The organism is Polaribacter sp. Hel_I_88 (assembly GCF_000687935.1).
Lineage (GTDB): Bacteria > Bacteroidota > Bacteroidia > Flavobacteriales > Flavobacteriaceae > Polaribacter.
On the sequence record NZ_JHZZ01000001.1, the window covers coordinates 3,941,187 to 3,962,091 of the forward strand.

20 protein-coding genes and 1 tRNA gene are annotated in these 20,905 nt (G+C 29.2%); 12 read left to right on the forward strand and 9 right to left on the reverse strand.

Features of this window, described 5'->3' with window-relative positions; translation table 11 throughout:
* Nucleotides 1–3 precede the first annotated feature (3 nt).
* The gene (gene ppk2 / locus P161_RS0117545; protein ID WP_026778188.1) at nucleotides 4–864 is read right to left on the reverse strand and encodes a polyphosphate kinase 2; all 861 of its coding nucleotides are present in this window, start codon (nucleotides 862–864) and stop codon (nucleotides 4–6) included.
* Nucleotides 865–952: 88 nt separating this feature from the next.
* On the opposite strand from ppk2, the gene P161_RS0117550 reads away from it, so the two are divergent.
* Nucleotides 953–1,906 carry a lipid A deacylase LpxR family protein gene (locus P161_RS0117550; protein ID WP_036841660.1) on the forward strand — a complete coding sequence of 318 codons (954 nt, stop codon included), beginning with the start codon at nucleotides 953–955 and terminating at the stop codon, nucleotides 1,904–1,906.
* Here the strand turns inward: P161_RS0117550 and P161_RS0117555 are convergent.
* Nucleotides 1,903–3,327, reverse strand: coding sequence for an ATP-dependent RecD-like DNA helicase (locus P161_RS0117555; protein ID WP_026778190.1), 1,425 nt, complete (start codon nucleotides 3,325–3,327; stop codon nucleotides 1,903–1,905). The two genes, P161_RS0117550 and P161_RS0117555, sit on opposite strands and share 4 nt — an antisense overlap.
* Nucleotides 3,328–3,432: 105 nt before the next feature.
* On the opposite strand from P161_RS0117555, the gene P161_RS0117560 reads away from it, so the two are divergent.
* Genes P161_RS0117560 through P161_RS0117570 form a run of 3 tightly spaced genes read left to right on the forward strand, consistent with a single transcriptional unit; the run spans nucleotide 3,433 to nucleotide 5,544 of the window.
* Nucleotides 3,433–4,176, forward strand: a complete 744-nt coding sequence (locus P161_RS0117560) for a PrgI family protein (RefSeq protein ID WP_026778191.1) — start codon at nucleotides 3,433–3,435, stop codon at nucleotides 4,174–4,176.
* The gene (locus P161_RS0117565) at nucleotides 4,145–4,981 is read left to right on the forward strand and encodes a DUF3822 family protein (RefSeq protein ID WP_081817063.1); all 837 of its coding nucleotides are present in this window, start codon (nucleotides 4,145–4,147) and stop codon (nucleotides 4,979–4,981) included. Before P161_RS0117560 ends, P161_RS0117565 begins: the two co-directional genes overlap by 32 nt.
* Nucleotides 4,978–5,544: an RsmD family RNA methyltransferase gene (locus P161_RS0117570; RefSeq protein WP_026778193.1), complete on the forward strand. Its 567-nt coding sequence runs from the start codon at nucleotides 4,978–4,980 to the stop codon at nucleotides 5,542–5,544. Before P161_RS0117565 ends, P161_RS0117570 begins: the two co-directional genes overlap by 4 nt.
* 84 nt (nucleotides 5,545–5,628) lie before the next feature.
* On the opposite strand, the gene P161_RS0117575 is transcribed toward P161_RS0117570, so the two are convergent.
* Genes P161_RS0117575 through P161_RS0117595 form a run of 5 tightly spaced genes read right to left on the reverse strand, consistent with a single transcriptional unit; the run spans nucleotide 5,629 to nucleotide 10,701 of the window.
* On the reverse strand, nucleotides 5,629–6,582 hold the full coding sequence (locus tag P161_RS0117575; protein WP_026778194.1) for a MoxR family ATPase: 954 nt from the start codon (nucleotides 6,580–6,582) through the stop codon (nucleotides 5,629–5,631).
* Nucleotides 6,582–7,967, reverse strand: coding sequence for a peptidylprolyl isomerase (locus P161_RS0117580; RefSeq protein ID WP_026778195.1), 1,386 nt, complete (start codon nucleotides 7,965–7,967; stop codon nucleotides 6,582–6,584). Before P161_RS0117580 ends, P161_RS0117575 begins: the two co-directional genes overlap by 1 nt.
* Nucleotides 7,933–8,781 carry a hypothetical protein gene (locus tag P161_RS0117585; protein WP_026778196.1) on the reverse strand — a complete coding sequence of 283 codons (849 nt, stop codon included), beginning with the start codon at nucleotides 8,779–8,781 and terminating at the stop codon, nucleotides 7,933–7,935. Before P161_RS0117585 ends, P161_RS0117580 begins: the two co-directional genes overlap by 35 nt.
* Complete coding sequence (locus P161_RS0117590; protein WP_026778197.1) at nucleotides 8,781–10,415, reverse strand: peptidylprolyl isomerase; 1,635 nt, start codon at nucleotides 10,413–10,415, stop codon at nucleotides 8,781–8,783. Before P161_RS0117590 ends, P161_RS0117585 begins: the two co-directional genes overlap by 1 nt.
* A gap of 4 nt (nucleotides 10,416–10,419) precedes the next feature.
* Nucleotides 10,420–10,701, reverse strand: a complete 282-nt coding sequence (locus tag P161_RS0117595; RefSeq protein ID WP_026778198.1) for a DUF493 family protein — start codon at nucleotides 10,699–10,701, stop codon at nucleotides 10,420–10,422.
* Between the two features lie 73 nt (nucleotides 10,702–10,774).
* Here P161_RS0117595 and P161_RS0117600 point away from each other — a divergent pair, with 73 nt between their 5' ends.
* From P161_RS0117600 to P161_RS0117630, 6 genes are all read left to right on the forward strand, one after another.
* Entirely contained in the window at nucleotides 10,775–11,392 is a 618-nt protein-coding gene (locus tag P161_RS0117600; protein WP_081817085.1) for an AAA family ATPase, read from the forward strand.
* On the forward strand, nucleotides 11,389–13,278 hold the full coding sequence (locus P161_RS0117605) for an ATP-dependent DNA helicase RecQ (protein ID WP_026778200.1): 1,890 nt from the start codon (nucleotides 11,389–11,391) through the stop codon (nucleotides 13,276–13,278). The genes P161_RS0117600 and P161_RS0117605 overlap by 4 nt, the downstream gene beginning before the upstream one ends.
* A 5-nt stretch (nucleotides 13,279–13,283) precedes the next feature.
* Nucleotides 13,284–14,228: a methionyl-tRNA formyltransferase gene (gene fmt / locus P161_RS0117610; protein ID WP_026778201.1), complete on the forward strand. Its 945-nt coding sequence runs from the start codon at nucleotides 13,284–13,286 to the stop codon at nucleotides 14,226–14,228.
* Between the two features lie 186 nt (nucleotides 14,229–14,414).
* The gene (locus P161_RS0117620) at nucleotides 14,415–14,687 is read left to right on the forward strand and encodes an HU family DNA-binding protein (RefSeq protein ID WP_026778202.1); all 273 of its coding nucleotides are present in this window, start codon (nucleotides 14,415–14,417) and stop codon (nucleotides 14,685–14,687) included.
* An 88-nt stretch (nucleotides 14,688–14,775) separates the two neighbouring features.
* On the forward strand, nucleotides 14,776–16,314 hold the full coding sequence (locus P161_RS0117625; RefSeq protein WP_026775472.1) for an IS1182 family transposase: 1,539 nt from the start codon (nucleotides 14,776–14,778) through the stop codon (nucleotides 16,312–16,314).
* Between the two features lie 145 nt (nucleotides 16,315–16,459).
* A complete protein-coding gene (locus P161_RS0117630) occupies nucleotides 16,460–17,017 on the forward strand; it encodes a YqgE/AlgH family protein (RefSeq protein ID WP_026778203.1) in 558 nt (185 codons plus the stop codon).
* On the opposite strand, the gene P161_RS0117635 is transcribed toward P161_RS0117630, so the two are convergent.
* Both P161_RS0117635 and P161_RS0117640 read right to left on the reverse strand, forming a co-directional pair.
* Entirely contained in the window at nucleotides 17,014–17,847 is an 834-nt protein-coding gene (locus P161_RS0117635) for an aminotransferase class IV (RefSeq protein ID WP_026778204.1), read from the reverse strand. The genes P161_RS0117630 and P161_RS0117635 overlap by 4 nt on opposite strands.
* 102 nt (nucleotides 17,848–17,949) lie before the next feature.
* Nucleotides 17,950–18,333, reverse strand: coding sequence for an START-like domain-containing protein (locus tag P161_RS0117640; protein WP_026778205.1), 384 nt, complete (start codon nucleotides 18,331–18,333; stop codon nucleotides 17,950–17,952).
* 114 nt (nucleotides 18,334–18,447) lie between these two features.
* Here P161_RS0117640 and P161_RS0117645 point away from each other — a divergent pair.
* Both P161_RS0117645 and P161_RS0117650 read left to right on the forward strand, forming a co-directional pair.
* Nucleotides 18,448–18,521, forward strand: a tRNA-Met gene (locus P161_RS0117645).
* 316 nt (nucleotides 18,522–18,837) lie between these two features.
* A complete protein-coding gene (locus tag P161_RS0117650; protein ID WP_026778206.1) occupies nucleotides 18,838–20,904 on the forward strand; it encodes a type I restriction-modification system subunit M in 2,067 nt (688 codons plus the stop codon).
* Nucleotide 20,905: the final 1 nt, after the last annotated feature.

Here is a 20,905-nt window from a genome sequence, read left to right on the forward strand (position 1 = left end):
AGCTTAATCTATTTGATTGATATTTGATCTATAATAACGCATAACAACATTTGGATCTGGACTTAAAACTGTGTCTGCTTCCGATTTTCCTTCATAGTTAAATCGAGATAAAACATGTCTTATAGCTTCTAATCGTGCTACTTTTTTATCATTTGTTTTTATAATCATCCAAGGGCTGTAAGTTGTATGTGTTTTGGTAAACATTTCAGATTTATAATGGGTGTATTTATCCCAAAGAATTTGTCCTTGTTTATCTACAGGACTAAATTTCCACCTTTTTAAAGGGTTTTCTTTTCTAGCTTCAAAACGTTTTGCCTGTTCTTCTTTTGTAATCGAAAGCCAAAATTTTATAATGATTAAACCATCTTCATACATCATATGTTCAAATTCTGGCACTTGTACCAAAAATTCGTCATATTGTTTGGTAGAGCAAAAACCCATAACAGGTTCTACTACAGCTCTGTTATACCAGCTTCTATCGAAAAAAACAATTTCACCAGGATTTGGTAATTCTTTAATATACCTTTGAAAATACCATTGTCCTTTTTCTACTTCTGTTGGTTTATTCAAGGCTACTAGTCTACTAGAACGTGGGTTTAAATGCTCCATGAACCTTCGGATATTTCCTCCTTTACCAGCTGCATCTCTACCTTCAAAAATAATGGCAACCCTTTTATTTTGACTCGATATATAGTTTTGTAATTTTACCAATTCTATTTGCAATAATCGAAGTTCGTTATTGTATATAAGTGTATTTTTTACTTTGGAAAAAGAAACGTTTTTCTCTTCTATAAGTGATAGCAATTCTTTAGTACCGCTAATATTTTTAAAATCCTCTTCACTTAAAGTCCCTTTTGTATTCATGTATATAATTTGATACGTCTAAAATAAAAACTTTTTTATAAATGAGTTAAATAAATATCATTTTAAATTGATATCTATATATTTGCTTATGGCTAAATATCGATTCCTCTTTTGCTTCCTATTCATTTCTTTTAACGTAATTTCTCAAGAAAAATTTTCTAAAGAAATTAGTTTTATCACAGATAACGATTTGTATGTTTCCTTTAATAGAGATCGTTATTATACAAATGGTATGTTTTTAAATTATAGATATATTACAAAAAACGAAAATTTAAAATTAGAAAAAAAGATTTTTGAATGGGAAATTGGTCATGAAATGTTTACTCCAAACAAATCTATAGTACAAACAATTGATGAGCATGACAGGCCTTTTGCAGGGCATTTATATGGAAGTTTTGGTGTTAAAAACGTTTATAAAAACAATAAAATTTTAAATTACACTTTGCAAGTTGGTGTTATTGGTCCCAATGCTTTTGGAAAAGAATTGCAAGATTTTATACATGGTATTTATGGTTTTCAAAAAGCTACAGGTTGGCAATTTCAAATAAAAAATGCTTTTGCTTTAAATTTTGATGTTGATTACATTCGTTTTTTGGGTAAAAATGAAACAAATACCGTAGATTTTTCTTGGGTAAACACAGCAAGAGTAGGAACTGTTTACACCAATATTAATGCTGGCTTTTATGTTAGATTTGGTTTAAATCCATTGGAGAAAATTATAAATTCTATCGCATTTAACACCAATTTAAATGATGAAACCACAAATTCTAAAAGAGCTAAAGAATCTTTCTTTTTTATGAAACCAATGTTAAGATATGCTTTTTATGATGCTACTTTACAAGGTAGTTTCCTAAATGAAACAAGTTTAGTTACTAAAGATTTAATTTCTGTAGTTTTCAATATTGAAATAGGTTTAAAGTTTACTGCAAACCGTTTTAATTTTGGATATACTTTTAATTATAACACAAGTAAATCTGAAGGTTTACGATATTCATATGGAAATAAATACGGCACTTTAAACGTAAACTATTTACTGCCTTAATCCACAAAAAAATCTTCTTTAAAACCAATTAAATATAAGGTTTCTTGCGCTCTTGTAATGGCAGTGTATAACCACCTAAAATATTCTTTAGAAACACCATCTGGCAAATAAGGTTGCTCTATAAAAACGGTTTTCCATTGCCCACCTTGAGATTTATGACAGGTCATAGCATATGAAAACTTTACTTGCAAAGCATTAAAATAAATGTTCTTTTTAATGGCTAAAAACTGCTTAAATTTCGATTTTTCATCAGCATAATCTTCTTTAACTGCTTGGTATAATTTGTTAGATTCTTCATAGGTTAAAGAGGGACTTTCACTGGTAAGTGTATCTAACAATAAAACCGTTTCAAAAGGTTGCATGTCTGGATAATCAATCATTTTTAACTCTACTTCTGCGAATTTAAATCCATATAATTCTTTGATGGAAAATATTTTTAAAACCTGGCAAATATCACCATTCGCAATAAAACCTGCAGTTGAATTTTCTTTTAACCAATAGTAATTATTTTTTACAACCATTACAAAATCACCCGCAGAAATTTCGTTTTCTTGGCCGCGAATTTGCATTCTAATTTGTTGGTTATATTGATTTGCTCTTTTGTTGGAACGTACAATAAAAGCAGTATCTTCTACTCCATCATTATCATAAGCTGTTACTAAAGCGTCTTCTATATCATACCCATCAATTAATCTTTTAATATCTGGAAACTTAATATCAAACTGAAAAGCATCAATTTCATTTTGCATTTGCAACCTTAATTGTGTTGCATTTGCTAAAATGCCAGAATTTTCATGTTGACGCATCACTTCATCCAACTCAATTTCTGTAACATTTTTATGATAATCGTATTGCAAAGTATCTTCTTCTAAAGCAGGACTAATATTTAATTTTACTGGCGGAAGTTGAGCTGTATCTCCAATAAAAACCAACTTACAATTGTGTCCTGAATACACATATTTTATTAAATCGTCTAACAAAGAACCTGTTTCAAACAATTTTTGATTTTGTCTACTATCAGGAATCATGGAAGCTTCATCCACCATAAAAATAGTATTTCTATGCTTGTTCGTTTGCAAAACAAAATCTACACCTCCATTGGCTTGTTTTTTTGGAAAATATATTTTTTTATGAATTGTAAAGGCTGGTCTTTTAGAATATATTGCAATTACTTTTGCTGCTCTACCTGTTGGCGCTAATAAAACAGCTTTTTTACCTGCAGACGCAAGTGCATTTACAAAGGTACTTATTGTTGTTGTTTTACCTGTACCTGCGTATCCTTTTAGTAAAAAGATGGCATCCTTATCATTATCAAAAATAAATTTGCTTAATAAATTTAATAATTCAGTTTGTTTTTGTGTAGGTACATGTGGAAACTTTTTAGTAAGTTCGTTATAAAAATCTGCAGGTATTTTAATCATATAGAAAATAAAATATCAAAGATACATTGATTTGTAAAGAAAAATTTTTATCATTGAAAAAAAATTGTAGATTTGCGTTAACACTATTAAAAAAACAAAATAAAAATGAATTTATTACTAATGATTTTCGGAGCTGTAATCGTTGCGTTCCTTATAGCTTTTGTTATAGTTAAATATCTACCTTTAAAATTAAGATGGCTACCATCAATTTTACTATTGGTTGCAGCAATCTTTTTAGGTTTTAAAATTTATGGTGGCATTATGGAGCCTATTATTTTTAACAAGGAGAAGGTTAAAAAATATCAACCAGTTGTAAATAGCTTAAAAATTATTAGAGATGCACAAGTAAAATATTACGAAGTTAATGGTACCTATAATGATAATAAAGCAGGTTTAATAAGATTTGTAGATACTGCAAGATTAGCTTTAACTGAAACTAGAACAGTTGTGGAGAGAGTTAATACAGGAACAAAATACAACCCTATTTATGTAGATCAAGAAGTTAGAGTTACAGATACTATTGGGTATGAACCCGTTTTAAAATATTTTGAAGATAGAGACTATAAAAACATGTTTCAAGTTCCTGGTGTTGAAAATAAAGAATTTGAAATAGAAGTTGGTTCTATAGAAAAAATACCTGGTTTAGTGGTTTCTACATTTAGAGTTAGAACTCCTAAGGCTGATATTTTAAAAGGAATGAACGAGTCTTTAATAAAACAAGAACTTGAAGTTAAAGAAACAAACCAAATTAGAGGTGAATATGTTTCTGTTGGTTCTTTAGAGGAAGTTAGTACTGGTGGTAACTGGCCTCCATCTTATGACAGATCTAAAGGTGGAAAAAAACAATAGTACAATTTCCAAAACGGAATCAAAAAATATAGCATTATCCATCCAATTTAGTTTGGATGGATTTTCTTTTTGTGTCCTAAACTCTTTAAAAAACAATATTACTTATTTTAAAGACTACCAGTTTACAGAAACACAAAATTCTCCTGAAAGTTTATTAGAAGCCATAAAAAGTATTTTTAAAAGTGATGCCAATCTTCAACTTGAATACAATAAAGTTACTGTAATTCATGAAAACAATTTAGCCACAATTGTACCTCATAAATTTTTTAGTGAAGATGCTTTAGCTGATTATTTAAGTTTAAACATAAAAACTTTAAAAAACGATTTTATTACCTATGATGAAATCGTAACAATAGATGCAAAAAATGTCTACATTCCTTATGTAAACATCAATAACTATTTGTTTCAAAATTTTGGCGAGTTCGAATACAAACATCATAATACTATACTAGTAGAAAAACTTTTAAAAGCTAATACTTCTGATAAAAAAGTAATGTACGTTAACGTATCTAAAAATACTTTCGATATCATTGTTTTAGAACATCAGAAACTTATTTTATCGAATTCATTTTCATATACTACTAAAGAAGATTTTATCTATTATATTTTATTTACTGCAGAGCAATTGCAATTAGATACGATGGCTTTGGAGCTCTATTTTACAGGAACTATTACTAAATTAGATGCTATTTATAAAATAACATACAAATACATTAAAAACGTATTCTTTTTAGAAAGTAACAATGCTATTTTTAAGGAATTAGAAATTGCTAATCATTCAAATTATATACTGTTAGGAACATGAGAATTATATCAGGGAAATTAAAAGGAAGACGTTTAAGAGCTCCAAAAAACTTACCTGTTAGACCCACAACAGATATGGCAAAAGAAGCGTTGTTTAACATCTTAAACAACCAATATTACTTTGACAGTATTGCTGTAATTGATTTATTTGCAGGCACAGGTAACATTAGCTACGAGTTTGCTTCTAGAGGCACAAAAACAGTATTTTCTATTGATGCTAATTACAATTGTATTCGTTATATAAATGAAACTGCAAAAGAATTAGATTTAGATATTAGTACTTACAAAAGTGATGTCTACAAATATTTAGAAACAACTTCCTTACAAGCTGATATTATTTTTGCAGATCCTCCTTACGATTTTGAAGAAGAAAAATTTTTAGCCATTGTAGATTTGGTTTTTGAAAAAAACTTATTAAAAGAAGATGGTGTTTTAATTATAGAGCATTCTAAACACACCAAATTATCAAACCATAAAAACCATAGTTATGACAAACGTTATGGAGGAAATGTGTTTAGTTTTTTTGAGTTGAGCTCTGAGGATATTTCTGATGAAGAAGAATAATTTTAATAATGAATTACAAATTTGTATCTCTTAAAAATATTCTTACAAAATTATAAAGTAAGTTGCTTTAGATGGAAAATATAATTACAACAAAGATTCTATAATATTACTAATTGTAACCCCTTCTGCTTCAGCTTTGTAATTCTTTACGATTCTATGAGATAAAATAGGAATTGCTACAGCTTTTACGTCTTCGATATCTGGAGAATATTTACCATGAATAGCTGCATGCGCCTTTGCTGCCAATATTAAGTTTTGAGACGCTCTTGGACCTGCTCCCCAATCTAAATAACTTTTTACCATTTCTGTAGCCGCAGAAGATTTTGGTCTTGTTTTACCGACCAAAGTAACTGCATATTCAATAACATTATCAGTTACTGGAATTTTACGAATCAAATTTTGAATGCCAATAATTTCGTCACCAGAAAGAATAGCATCAACTTTTTGAGCAATATTACTTGTGGTATTTTTTACAACGGCTACTTCTTCTTTAAAACTCGGGTATTCTAAATTGATAGAAAACATAAACCTGTCTAATTGTGCTTCTGGCAAAGGATAGGTTCCTTCTTGCTCAATTGGGTTTTGAGTTGCTAATACAAAAAAAGGTAATTCTAATTTATAATGATTCCCAGAAACTGTTACAGAGCGCTCTTGCATAGCTTCTAGCAAAGCTGCTTGCGTTTTAGGTGGAGTTCTGTTAATTTCATCAGCCAAAATAATGTTTGAAAAAATTGGGCCTTTTATGAATTTGAACTTTCTGGTTTCGTCTAATATTTCACTTCCTAAAATATCGGAAGGCATTAAATCTGGTGTAAACTGAATTCTATTGAATTTTAAACCCAACACATCAGAAACTGTATTTACCAAAAGCGTTTTTGCTAAACCTGGCACACCAATTAACAATGAATGACCTCCACAAAAAATGGATAACAACACAAAGTTTACGGCTTCTTCTTGGCCAATAATTATTTTACTAATTTCGGTTTTTAATGATTTATGTTTTAGTACTAAATCATTTACAGCTTTTACGTCAGACATTATTTACCTGTTTCTTTTTTCCAATTTTTTTCGAAAGTACATTTTCTATGGTCATCTGCCATTTTTATATAGGTATCTTTAATCTTCTCTTTTGCCCATTTTGTAATGGTTTCTTCTTTCTTTTTTGTTAAAGCTAACTCTTGTATTTTCACGTAATCATTCACAATATCTGCAACATGCGTATTTGTTCTGTCTTTCATCATCATGAATTTGTACATCTTTTCTCCACTTCTATTTTGATCGAAAAAAACCTCTGTAAATTCACCCTTTTTTAACTCAGCTACTCTTGCATACAAAGCAGGATCCATTCCTGTTAATTCAAAAGTAGATTCGCCTGTATATGGATTCACAATTAAACCTCCATTGTTTTTTGTTTCATCATCATCTGAGTATTTTTTTACAGCTTCTTCAAAGGTAATTTTACCATCATTAATATCTTCAATTAATTTTTCTGCAATTTCTCTTGTTTCTGTAAGTAAAGAACCTGGAATTTCTGGTTGCATTAAAATATGAGATACCACTCTTGCATTCCCTTTAATTTCATGTAATTTTATAATATGATACCCAAAATCTGTTTTAAAAGGTTTTGAAATTTGATTCGGATCTAAAGAAAAAGCCATTTCTTTAAACTCCTTTATAAAATTAGTTTCTTTAGTAATTTCTCCTAAATTCCCTCCATTTTGAGCTACTGTAGGATCATCAGAATTAATAATCGCTTTCATTTTAAAATTAGCACCTTCTTCAACTTCCTTTTTCAATTCAGCTAATTTATTTATAATTCTTTCAGTTTCTGCTTCTGTTGGTTTCGCTTTTAAAACAATTTGCGCCAATTCTATTTCCGCAGAAAATTCTGGTAATTCTCCTTTTTCTTTTAATCCATTATAAAAAATACGAACCTCTTCTGGAGTAACATCTATCTTTTCAGTAATTTTTTGTTGCTCTTTTTCGATCAAAAGGTTTTCTGTTTGCACAGAATATAATTCTTTTCTTAAATCGTCTAAATCATTAAAACCATAAGCTTTAATAACTTTATCTACAGAACCATATTGTTGTGTAAAATACTTGATACTACTATCTACTCTACCAGCAATTTCTGGGTCAGAAACAATAACACTATCAATAACTGCATGATGAGCCAATAATTTTTGTTCCATTAATTCTTCTAACATTTCACAGTCAGAAATTTTAATTTTACCTTCTGATCTTATGTCTATCTCTTGCTTAAATTTATCGATATCAGAATCTAACACAATGTTTTTACCAACCACAACTGCAACACCATCAATTTTAATTTTTTGTGCAAAGGTTGACAAACTCATCAGCCCAAAAAGAGCTGCGAAAAGCGTTAGTTTAGTATATTTTGAAATTGTTGTTTTTTGTTGCATCTTTTACTAATATTTTTTCTATATCTCTAATTAATTCGATTTTACGTCTGTGCAAAATCATTTGTTTTACTGTAGCTTCTATGTGGCTTAATGGTGCTGTATCATTCCGAACCAAAACATCATTAATAGCCACCAAATATAAACCTAATGAATCTTGTTTTTGGAGGAATTTTGTTTTATTTAACAGATTTTCTTTAGAAAATGGTATTTTTAACAAAACCTTATCTAATTGTGTCCAAATTGAATCGTTAAATTGATAATATTTAAAACTTAATTGTTGTTTTTCTAAGGCTTCTAAATCTTCAATTTTATCGGATTGAAAAAGGTCTATAAATTCTTTTTTATTGATGATATTGTTGTCAAAATGAAGGTATTTAATTTTTAATAGTTCTTCGTTTAGCTTAAAGTTTTCTTTATTATTTTCATAAAATGCCTCTATTTCACTTTCACTAATAACAGTATCTAATTGCTGGTTTATAAGCCTTTCTTTATAACTGTTAATTAATAAACTTTCTTTGTAGTCTTTTACTAAAGAATTAATTTCTGTAACTTCTTCTAAAGTACTACTGCTTTCTGCATTACTTAGCAATATTTGTTTTACAGCCCAATCGTTTATGTAACCTTTCACCAAAATAATACTATCTTCTTTGCTGGTGTTATTTGGCACTACATTGGCTAAATCTTCTCTAAAAAGTTTTTCGGTATTTACAATCGCTACAATTTCTGATGTTGTACTTTCTTTTTCTTCAACTTGAAAATATTCGCAAGAAGCAAACACACAAAACATTAAAAAAAGTACTGCAAATTTCCTCATTACTCTTTTTTATAAAATTTAATTAATTTTTTAAGCTCTTTATTATTTACTTCAATCACACTTTTATTTCTTAAATCTGTAATCCATTTTTCCTCTAAAGTATTCTGATAATCATTCATTACCTCTCCTTTTATTTTATCGAATTCTTTATTTTTATATTTAGATAAGTTGGTATCATAATGGTTTTTTAATCCTAAAGTATCTTTAGATGATTTTTCCCATATTTTTTGTTGCATCAACTCAAATAACAATAAACCATCTCTGTATTCTTGTAAAGTATAAGCAAATTCTGGCTCGGTTTTTTCTAGGTTTTCTTTGTAATAACTTAAAATCTCTTTGTCTTTAAACTCGTTAAAAAGTTCATAAACAGGTGCGTTATTTCTATTTTTAATATAGCTTACAAAAGCTTCCTGTTTTATGTCTAACTCATTAATAGTCAATAAAACTTCTTGCAAAGAATCTTTACCAATAGTTCTAATATTTTTATTTTCAAAAATAGTTTTTGCGTTTTCGTTCTCAGAAATTGTATATTTTTTCTTTAATTTAGCAATTACTGCTTTTTCAGATAATTGAGCTCTATCACCAGATTTTACTTTGCTTTTTAATTCATCTTGCATTTCCTCGAAAGTTTTTACAGGATGTTTTTTGATCAACTGTAAAATATGCCATCCAAAAGGAGTTTGAAAAGGTTTAGAATATTCACCTTCTTTTTGCAAACTAAAAGCTACATCTTCAAAAGATTTTACCATTACTCCAGTTCCAAATTGTCTTAATTTTCCTCCTTTAGATTTTGACCCTGTATCTTCAGAAAATTTTCTTGCCAATGTTTTAAACTGCACATCTTTTTCTAATTGATTGTAAAGTGAATCAATAAGTTTTTTTGCATTTTTAGTTTGGTTATTTATCAAAATATGAGCAACTTCTACTTCTCCTTTTGAGGCTCTTAAAGAATCTATTTTTAAAATATGATAACCAAAACGAGTTTTAAATGGTTCTGAAACTTTACCAACTTTGGTATTGTAAGCTGCATCTTCAAAAGGATACACCATTTTAAAAGCAGAAAAATACCCTAAATTTCCTTTGTTAGCTTTTCGTCCACTTTTTTCGTCATCTCTTGCTGATGGATCTTCTGAAGTTTCTTCTGCAACTGCTTCAAAATCTTCGCCTTTTAAGATTCTAGCTCTAATATTCATTATTTTTTGATACGCCTCTAACGTATCTTTTGGTGTGGCGTCTTTTGGCGTTCGTATTAATATGTGTTTTGCTTTAATTTCATTTTTAGTTCTAAAATAAGCATCTTTCACCAATTTATTAATAAAAACAGTATCTTGCATATAAGGTGCAGAAAGCTGATTTCTATACCCCTCAATCTCTTTAATGTAAGAAGGTAAGGTATCCAATTTAATTTGATATGCTTCTTTTACCTTCAATTTATAATTGATAAAAAGATCTAGATTTTTCTCTACATCTTTAGCTTCTTCATTATCTATGGCATCTAAATTTTTCTCGTAAATTCTTTTAAAATCTCCAACTGAAATTTCTTCACCATCAATCGTAATTAAAATTTTATCATTTTGCTGCCCAAGAATCATGCTTGAAACTGCTAAAAACAGTACTAAAACTAATTTTTTCATAAATCTATAATGATATAATTCCTTTAATTTTTTCAACCTTCGTGTAATAACTGATAATTTCATCAGCAGAATTTAATTTTAAAACGATGGTTATACTCACATATTTCCCTGTTTTAGAATTTTTTGTGGTAATAACTGCTCCTTTATTATCAAACAAACTTTCTACTTCTGCCAATTGATTGCCATCTGTTGGCACAATAAATTTATACATATAATCTGCAGGGAAATCTGTTGTATCTTCTAACTGACCTTTTAGTTTGGTATAAAACTCACTTTTATCACTCATAATTGAAAATTTATTGTATTCTTTACAAATAACAAGCCACAAAATTACATTAAAAATTAGTTTTATAAAACGAATGATTTATTTTTGTGGAGTTGACATTCAAAAGAAAATCAAAAATAATAATTCTAACACGAAAAACTTGCAAGAAAATCAGCAAAAAATAGTATTAATTGGTGGGCCAGGAACAGGAAAAACAACCGTTTTAAATGCCTTAAAAAACAAAGGTTTTTATTGTTTTGATGAAGTATCTAGAGCTGTTACATTAAAAGCACAAAAAGAAGGTATTGAACAATTGTTTTTAACGGAACCTTTGTTGTTTAGCGAAATGCTATTAAAAGGTAGAGAAGAACAGTTTTTAATTGCTGATAAACGAAAAGAAAACATCATTTTTTTTGATAGAGGAATTCCTGATGTTCATGCCTATATGAACTATTTTAATACCGATTATCCTGAGTTATTTTTAGAAAAAAGCAAAGCATATAAATACGATGCAATTTTTCATTTTTCTCCTTGGGATGAGATTCATACAACTGATAATGAACGTTATGAAACTTTTGAAGAATCGCTAAAAATTGATAAATTTTTGTTAGAAGCCTATTCAGAATTGGGCTATAAAATTATGAATGTTCCTTTTGGCACTATTGAAGAACGAACAAATTTTATCATCAATTCGCTTGCTTGCGATTTATGATCTCCGCTAAAAACATATTAAAAGAATACTGGAATTACACCACTTTTAGAGAACCACAAGAGCAAATTATACAAGCTGTTTTAGAGCGAAAAGACACCATTGCTTTATTGCCAACTGGAGGAGGAAAATCGATTTGTTTTCAAGTACCAGCCTTGGTAAAAGATGGTGTTTGTGTTGTAATTTCACCATTAATTGCATTGATGCAAGATCAGGTAGAAAACTTGAAAAAACGCAACATAAAAGCAACACTTATAAAATCTGGTTCTTCTCAAAATGATATGATTGCCCTTTTTGATACCATTAAATTTGGCAATTATAAATTTTTATACATTTCTCCAGAAAGATTACAATCGTTATTTATTCAGCAAAAATTAAAAGAACTTAACGTTAGTTTTGTTGCTATTGATGAAGCACATTGTATCTCTGAATGGGGCCACGATTTTAGACCAAGTTATAGAAATATAAAGATTTTAAAAGAACTAATTCCAAACACAAATTTTATAGCTTTAACTGCAACTGCCAACGAAAGAGTTTTAGATGATATTGCCAAAAACCTAAATTTAAAAAATCCTGCAATATTTAAAAAATCTTTTTACAGAGAAAATTTAGCTTATCAAATTTTTAATGTGGAAGATAAATTAACAAGGTTGATTCAAATTTTTACCAAGACAAAAACGCCAGCAATTGTGTATGTAACTTCTAGAAAAAGAACCGAAGAAATTGCTCGTTTTTTAAACGCCAATAATTTTAAAAGCAGTTTTTATCATGGAGGATTAGCTGCCAAAGAAAAACAAATTGCTTACCAAAATTGGATGTCCGAAAAGACAAAAATTATAGTTGCAACCAATGCTTTTGGAATGGGAATTGACAAACCAAATGTGGGCGTTGTAATTCATTTTGATTTGCCTTTTTCGCTCGAAAATTATATTCAAGAATCTGGAAGAGCAGGTAGAAACGAAAAAAAATCTTTTGCTGTTTTATTAAAAAATGAAAACGATATTTTAAAATATAAAGAACTTGTAAAAAAAGGCTTGCCATCAATTTTAGAAGTGAAAGAAATTCATAAAAAATTATACCAATATTTTAGAATTTCTACAGGCGAAATTTCGGAAGAATTGTTTCAATTTCAACTTTCCGAATTCAGTAAAAAGTATCAATTTTCACAAAAAAAAGTAGAAGCTGTTTTAAAGATTTTAGCCAATAATGGTATCATAGAAATTACAAATACCTTTAATCAAAAATCGACTGTAATTTTTAATACAAGTAGTAAAAACGTAATTTTTTACGCTATCAATAATATTGATACTAAAAAATTTATTGATTCATTATTAAGAACTTATGCAGGTGTATTTAAACAAGAGGTTAAAGTAGACGAGTATCTACTAGCAAAAAAAAACCAAACCACTTCAAAACACATATTTAGCATTTTACAACGTTTACATGAAGATAAAATTTTAGAATATCGACGTGTAAAAACAGATTCAGAAATTCAGTTTTTAGTACCAAGAGAAGATGACAGAACCATCAACAGATGCTCTAAAGAAATTGTTCAATTCTTAAAACAAAAAGAGAAAAAATCAGAAGATTTTTTAGCCTATATTTCGAATCAAAATGTATGTAGAAGTATCCAAATTTTAGATTATTTTGATGAAGAATCAACTCAAAAATGTGGCATTTGTGATGTTTGTTTATCAGAAAAAAGAACAAAAAAAGAAGATTTATCTTTAGATATTTTATCTCTTTTAAGAAAAAAAACAAGTTTAACATCCCAAGAAATTAGGCAACAATTACAGGCAAATGAAAATGACATTTTAATACATTTGCGAACTCTTTTATCTGAAAATAAAGTTCAGATAAATCATCAAAATAAATACCAAATAAAATAAAAATTATGAAAGATATACGAATCGTTTTTATGGGAACTCCAGATTTTGCAGTCGCCATTTTAAAACATTTAGTAGACAATAATTATAACATTGTTGGTGTAATTACTGCTCCAGATAAACCTGCTGGAAGAGGAAGAAAACTAAACGAATCTGCTGTTAAAAAATATGCGCTAAGTCAAAAATTAACTATTTTACAACCTACAAATTTAAAAAACGAAACGTTTCTTGAAGATTTAAAAAACCTTAATGCCAACTTACAAATTGTAGTTGCTTTTAGGATGTTACCAAAAGTTGTATGGCAAATGCCAGAGTTTGGTACCTTTAATTTACACGCCTCTTTATTGCCAGATTATAGAGGTGCAGCACCCATTCATTGGGCTATAATTAACGGAGAAACAAAAACGGGTGTCTCTACTTTTTTTATTGATGATAAAATTGATACTGGCGAAATTATATTACAAAAAGAAATTGCTGTTTTAAAAGACGAAACTGTTGGTGCTTTACACGATAAATTAATGTTTTTAGGGGCAGATGCAGTTGCTGAAACTGTAAATTTAATTGCAGAAGGCAACATCCAAACTATAAAGCAACCTGAATTAGAAGAAAAATCGGCGCCAAAACTACATTCAGAAAACACAAGAATTGATTGGTCTTTATCATTAAACACTATCTATAATAAGATTAGAGGTTTAAATCCTTTTCCTTCTGCTTGGACAATTCTATTAAATAATGGCGAAGAAATTTCTGCTAAAATCTATGAGGTAAAAAAAATAGAAGAATCACATAATTTGGAAGCAGGATCAATTATCACCTCAAAAAAAGAAATAAAAGTTGCTGTTGCAAATGGCTTTATTAATATTAAAGGAATAAAGTTAGCTGGAAAGAAAAAAATGGACGCAGCAAGTTTGCTAAATGGTTTTACGATAGCAGACAATTCTAAAATGATTTAAAACCTTTATTGATAAGCTTTTTAGCGTTTTTAAAGACTTTGAACATGGGTTTATTAACAATTTGCATCTATTTATTAACAAAACACTGTTTTTTTAGGGTGCTAATTTGCGTGAACCCTTAATACGTCTATATTTGTTAAGCTATTATAGCAAAAAACTTATAATTAATTTTAAAATTTATTTATTATGAACAAGTCTGATTTAATTGACGCAATGGCTGCTGATGCAGGAATATCTAAAGTAGCAGCGAAAGCAGCATTAGAATCTTTTACAGATAACGTAACTTCTGCTTTAAAAGGTGGAGATAAAGTTGCATTAGTTGGTTTTGGAACGTTTTCAGTTTCTAACAGAGCTGCAAGAACAGGAAGAAACCCTCAAACAGGAAAAACTATCCAAATTGCTGCTAAAAATGTAGCAAAATTTAAAGCTGGAGCTGGATTAAGTGATGCTGTAAACTAATTTACTGCAAAACTAATTATAATTAGAGGCTGTCTGAAAAGGCAGTCTTTTTTTTTGCAAATTTTTAAAGAATTTCGTATTTTTAAGAATGAGCAGAAAAGTTGTTTTTAAGACTTACACTCAAGATCAGTTGAGTCTTTTACCTCCCAGTTATGATGATTTAGTTCCAAAGAATCATCCAGTTCGTATTGTTAATACGATTATAGACCATGTAGATATTAGTAAATTAGAAGAGAGTTATAAAGGTGGAGGCACCTCAAGCTATCACCCAAGAATGTTGCTAAAAATATTAATTTATGCTTATTTACGTAATTTATATTCTTCAAGAAAAATAGAACAAGCTTTATCAGAGAACATCCATTTTATGTGGTTAAGTGGACAAAACAAACCTGATCATAACACAATTAATGATTTTAGAGGTAAAAGACTTCAAGAACATTTCAAGCCCATATTCCATCAAGTAGTTTTACTGCTTGTTGAGCAAGGAGTTATCAGTTTAAAAGATATTTTTGTAGATGGTACTAAAATAGAAGCCAATGCAAATCGCTATACTTTTGTTTGGGGTAAATCTATTAAAACCAGTAAAACTCGCATTGAAAAACAGTTGAAAGAGCTTTGGTCTTATGTAGAGAAGGTTTACAAAGAGGAACAACATATACCCAATACACCAGATTTTGAGCAGATAAATGCGGAGCAAGTTGAAGCTACAATTGATAAAATAAATGAAGTTTTACAAGGCAAAGTAATTGATAAAAAAGTAAAGCAGAAGCTGAATTATGCCAAGAAAAACTGGCCAGCTAATTTAGCGAAATATGAAAAACAAGAAGCTATTTTACAGGGTAGAAATAGTTATAGTAAAACTGATAATGACGCTACTTTTATGCGAATGAAAGATGATCATATGCAAAATGGACAACTCAAACCTGCCTATAATATACAAGCCTCTACCAACAATCAATACCTTACCAATTACACTTTAGCACAAACCACAGCAGACACCACTACTTTAAAAGAACACCTTAACAATCATATCGAAAATTATGACCAAACTCCAGAGACGCTCACAGCAGATGCAGGCTATGGAAGTGAAGAAAATTATACAGATTTAGAAGATAAAGAAATTACCGCTTTTGTAAAATACAATTACTTCCATAAAGAGCAATTAGATAAAAAAAGAGGAAAAACAAATCCTTTCCATCCTAATGAATTACATTATAATAGAGAGAAAGATCTTTATTACTGTCCTATAGGACAAGAAATGAAACTTATAGATACTTATAAAAGAAATACTAAGAACGGATTTATCCAAGAAATACACAGATACCAAGCACAAAACTGTAAAGGTTGCCCTTTAAGAACACTATGTCATAAATCAAAAACAAATCGAGTTATAGAAAGGAATTATAATTTAATACGATTAAAATCAAAAGCTAAAATATTACTCAACTCTGAACAAGGCATTGCAAAGCGAAAACAACGCTGTTGGGATGTAGAAGCTGTTTTTGGAAATATCAAACAAAACATGAACTTTAAACGATTTATGCTAAGAGGAACACGTAAAGTAAATGTTGAAATAGGGCTAATTGCAATGGCACATAACTTAAAAAAGTACAGTTTAACTATTTAGAAAAACTATACTTTTTTTAAATCTGAGTATTTTTTAAATCATTCTTAAAAAATCGCAAGAAAAAATTAACAAAATAAAAAATCGCCTAAAAAATGCTTTTTAGACGACCTCTTTTTTATTTATAATATTTTGTATATATTTACTTATGTCGTATTTAAAACCACATAAAGGCAGGTTGTTAATTGCTGAACCTTCCATTTTAAATGACAGCTCTTTTAATAGAGCTATTATTTTAATTACAGAGCATACAGAAATTAACTCTGTTGGTTTTATCTTAAATAGGCCTTTACCATATACTTTAAGCGATTTATTACCAGATATTAGTTCAGATTTTACAGTATATAATGGTGGTCCTGTTGAGCAAGGTAATTTGTATTTTGTACATAAAGTTCCAGAACTAATTCCTGATAGTATAGAAATAGATAATGGTATTTTTTGGGGAGGAAATTTTGAAACTTTAAAACAACTCTTAAATGATGGTTTTTTAAAAAAATCTGAGATTCGTTTTTTCTTAGGATATTCTGGTTGGGAAAAAAATCAACTTACAGATGAATTGAATATAAATTCATGGTTTATATCAGAAAATGATCTTCAAAATATATTTTCTGAAGACCCATCATCTCTTTGGAAAGAAAAAATTCTTCAAAAAGGTGGTGATTATAAACTTTGGGCAAATGCACCCAGTGACATCAACTTAAATTAAGCAGAAGTAACTTCTAAAACTTTAAGACTTTTTGCTATTTTACTAGAAAAATCTACCGTAAATTTTTTCTTTTTATAATTTGTAATTGGCTGAACCCCCATAATTGCATTCGTAATAAAAACCTCGTCTGCTTTTTGAATTTCGAAAGGAGAGATCGTTGTTTGCTCTAAAGTAAATTCTTTATTTTTAGCAATAATTTCGATAACTTTTTGCCTAGCAATTCCTTTAATACAACCTTCTGTTAATGCTGGTGTTTTGATAACATTACCTTTTAAAACAAAGATATTTCCATTAGCAACCTCTACTACTCCTTTTCGCTCATTAATTAAAACACAGTTGTCTAAATTGTTCTCTTTGGCAAAAATACTTGCTAAGGTATTTAACATTCTGTTGTTTGTTTTTATGGTTGATAATAAACCAGAATAATTATAAAAGTCTTTAAAAACGTCAACAGTATATGTTTCTTTAGTTTTGTAAGTATTTTCCTTTACTTCAATTAAATAATCGATTTCATTAGTTTTTGGAGTATACAAACCACCATCTTTTCGATACACATTTAAACGAACCCTAAAAGTAGCAGCCTCATTTTGTAAAGCAACTGTTTTTAAAATTTCTTGCTCTAAAAACTCTAACGTAAATTCCATTGGTATTTTCATACGCAACATTCTCATAGAAGCCATTAATCTAAAATAATGATCTTCCCAAAAAACAACTTTTTTATTGACAACTTTTATAGTTTCAAAAATTCCATCTCCATATTTAAAACCTCTATTATGTATAGAAAGTTGCATATTTTCTTCGGGTACTAATTCGCCATTAAAGTTAATCATCTATAAAAATTTTAGAAGTGCAAAATTAAGGTTTTGTTACAAATGAAGCACAAAAAAACCCAACCAAAAGTTGAGTTTTTTAAATTTTATACAATTTGGCTTTTAAGCACCAATTGTTTGTTTCAATTCGTCTATTTGGTTTTCCCAAAGTTGCTTGGACTCCTCTACTTCGTCTTCATCATCCGCAAAATCCGTAATAATTAAGGAAACATCTTTTGTTAAGGCATCTACTTGAATTTTTATTTCAAAAAAACTTTCATCATCTTCACTCTCTAACCATTTCCAACGAACTCTATCTTCAGTTTTTTTAGTAATTAATTCTGCTTTTTCTATAGTTCCATCCCATTCAAAAGTAAACATTTTACCTCTTGAGTTTACTTTATCTGCAAACCATTCTTGTAGATTAGAAGGAGATGAAATATATTGATATAGCATGCTTGGAGACGCATGAATTGGTATTTCTAGTTCGTATTTTACTTTATCCATTTTTATGTAACTTTGGTTCACAATATAAGTATTAAATTCTATTTAAAAAAAATTAAAAAGAGATGTTGCTAATCTCTAAAAAGTATTTATATTTGCACTCTCAAAAACAAAAATGGCGAGGTAGCTCAGTTGGTTAGAGCGCAGGATTCATAACCCTGAGGTCACGGGTTCAAATCCCGTTTTCGCTACAAAATTAAAAAACGAATTGTGAAAACAATTCGTTTTTTTTATGAATTTTATTTTTTCGTTTTTAAATAAAAACACATTCCAATAAATTTAATGTAGAAAACAATAATTTAAAAACGAATTAAACAACTCTTTTTTTAAATAAACTTTCTATATTTTAAACTTTATAGTCTTCCTTTTGTAAAACGCAGCAACTTAAAAAAAGCAACCATTATATTTACAAAAATCAACAAAAAACAATATCTTGTCAAAGCTATAAAAAACAATAAATTTCTACCAAAACTAACCTTTTAACAAGCGTAAAAGTAAACTCAATTAATGATACACAAAGAAAGATTAGAAAACCTAACCAATGAAGTTTGGAAAGGTGCCATAAAATTACGAGGAAAATTTAAAGCCAAAGATTACCCTTCTGTAATATTACCAATGATAATGTTGCGAAGAATAGAATGCGTTTTAGAAGAAAAACGTGCCGAATTTAAAGCACTAATTATTGCTAAAGACAACACTTTTTCTGAAGAATCTTTAGAGAAATTGCACGTAGAAAGTAAAGAAAAAGCACTAGAAAAACGTTTAGAACTCGCCAAAAAAGTAAAACAACTAGAAGTCCATCAATCTGTGTTTTTTAATAGATCTAGTTGGACACTTAAAAGCATTTTAGGCGATAGTGCAACACAAGTAGAAAACAATTTTAGAGAATTTTTAAAGAGTTTTAGTAGCAATGTAGATGAAATTATAGATAAGTTCGATTATAGAGCCACTGTTACCAAAATGGTAAAAGAAAAAAGATTGGCAAGCATTATTCAGTTGGTGGCAGAAGAAGATTTTAGCCCAACTCGTTTATCGAATATAGAAATGGGGTATGTGTATGAAAACCTGTTGCAAATGTTTTCGCAAGATGATGCAAAAGATACTGGAGAACATTTTACGCCAAGAGAAATTATACGAATAATGGTCGATTTAATGGACATTGATTTTGAACCAGATACTGCCAAAAAAGCAATTTCTTTATACGACCCAGCTTGTGGAACTGGTGGCATGTTATCTATTGCAAAAGAACATTTAATAGACAAAGCCATTACACCAAAAGGCATTAAAAATACCGAAGATTTGGTGTTGTTAAACGGACAAGAATTACTCTCACAAAACTACGCACTTTGTAAGGCAGATATGCTTTTAAAAGGCGAAATTAGAAGTAATATTACACATGGTAACTCTTTAATTCCTCATATAGAAAGTGTAAATGATGATGGTGACCAACATACAGGAAAACAGTTTGATTATATGATTTCCAATCCGCCTTTTGGGGTAAATTGGGGCGAATATGGCAATGATGTAAAATTGCTACAAACTTCTAGATACAGCCCAGGAATGTCGCCTTCTAATGATGGTTCTTTATTGTTTTTATTAACCATGATAGAAAAAATGAATCCTGCACATTTGGGTGGTTCTAAAATTGCAGTGTTGTTTAATGGGTCGCCTTTAAGTAATGGAGATGCTACACAAGGTGAAAGCGAAATTAGAAGACACATTCTAGAAAACGATTTGCTAGATTGTATTGTAATGTTGCCAGATCAAATGTTTTATAATACTGGTATTTATACCTATATCTGGATTTTAAACAACAAAAAACCAAAACATAAAAAAGACCAAGTGCTTATTATAAATGCACGAAATCAGTTTGAAAAAGAACCAAAATCTTTTGGAAATAAACGAAATAGAATTACAGACGAAAATAGAAAATGGATTAATGAGCAGTTTAAAAATTGGACAGAAAATGAAGACTGTAAAAAATTCCATACCAAAGATTTTGCGTTTCATAAAGTAAGTGTGGTTTTTTGGCAAGAAGATGAAAACGACCAACCAATGTGGATTGATGAACCGTTTACAAAACAGCTAAACAATAGCAATATTAAAAAAGCATTCGATTTTTATGGCGATTTTACCATGAACATCAACCTAAAAAATATAGTTTTAAAGATTAAAGTTGATGGCAAAAAAGCCTTTGAAACAATGGTGGCAAATCAGCTTAAAAAAAATGTGGCTGCTTTAAAAGACAAAACCGTAAACGAATTAAAAGCGTGGTTTAAACACCAAGAAAAAGACGCTACTTTTTACCACAGACATTATGTAGAAGACAAAGAATACATTCCTTATAATTTAGAAGCAAAAAACAAGCACAACTATATAAATGAAGTTTTAGCCAAAGAAATAGATTATAAAATTTTGTCTTGGAACGAATATGAACAATTAGGTTATGAAATTTTGCCCAACAAATATTTTTACAAATACAAAGAGCCAGAAAACAGCGATGTTTTAATTGAACAATTTTGGGCGTTAGAAAAAGAAGCTGAAGATTTATTGACTCAAATACGTGAATTGTAAC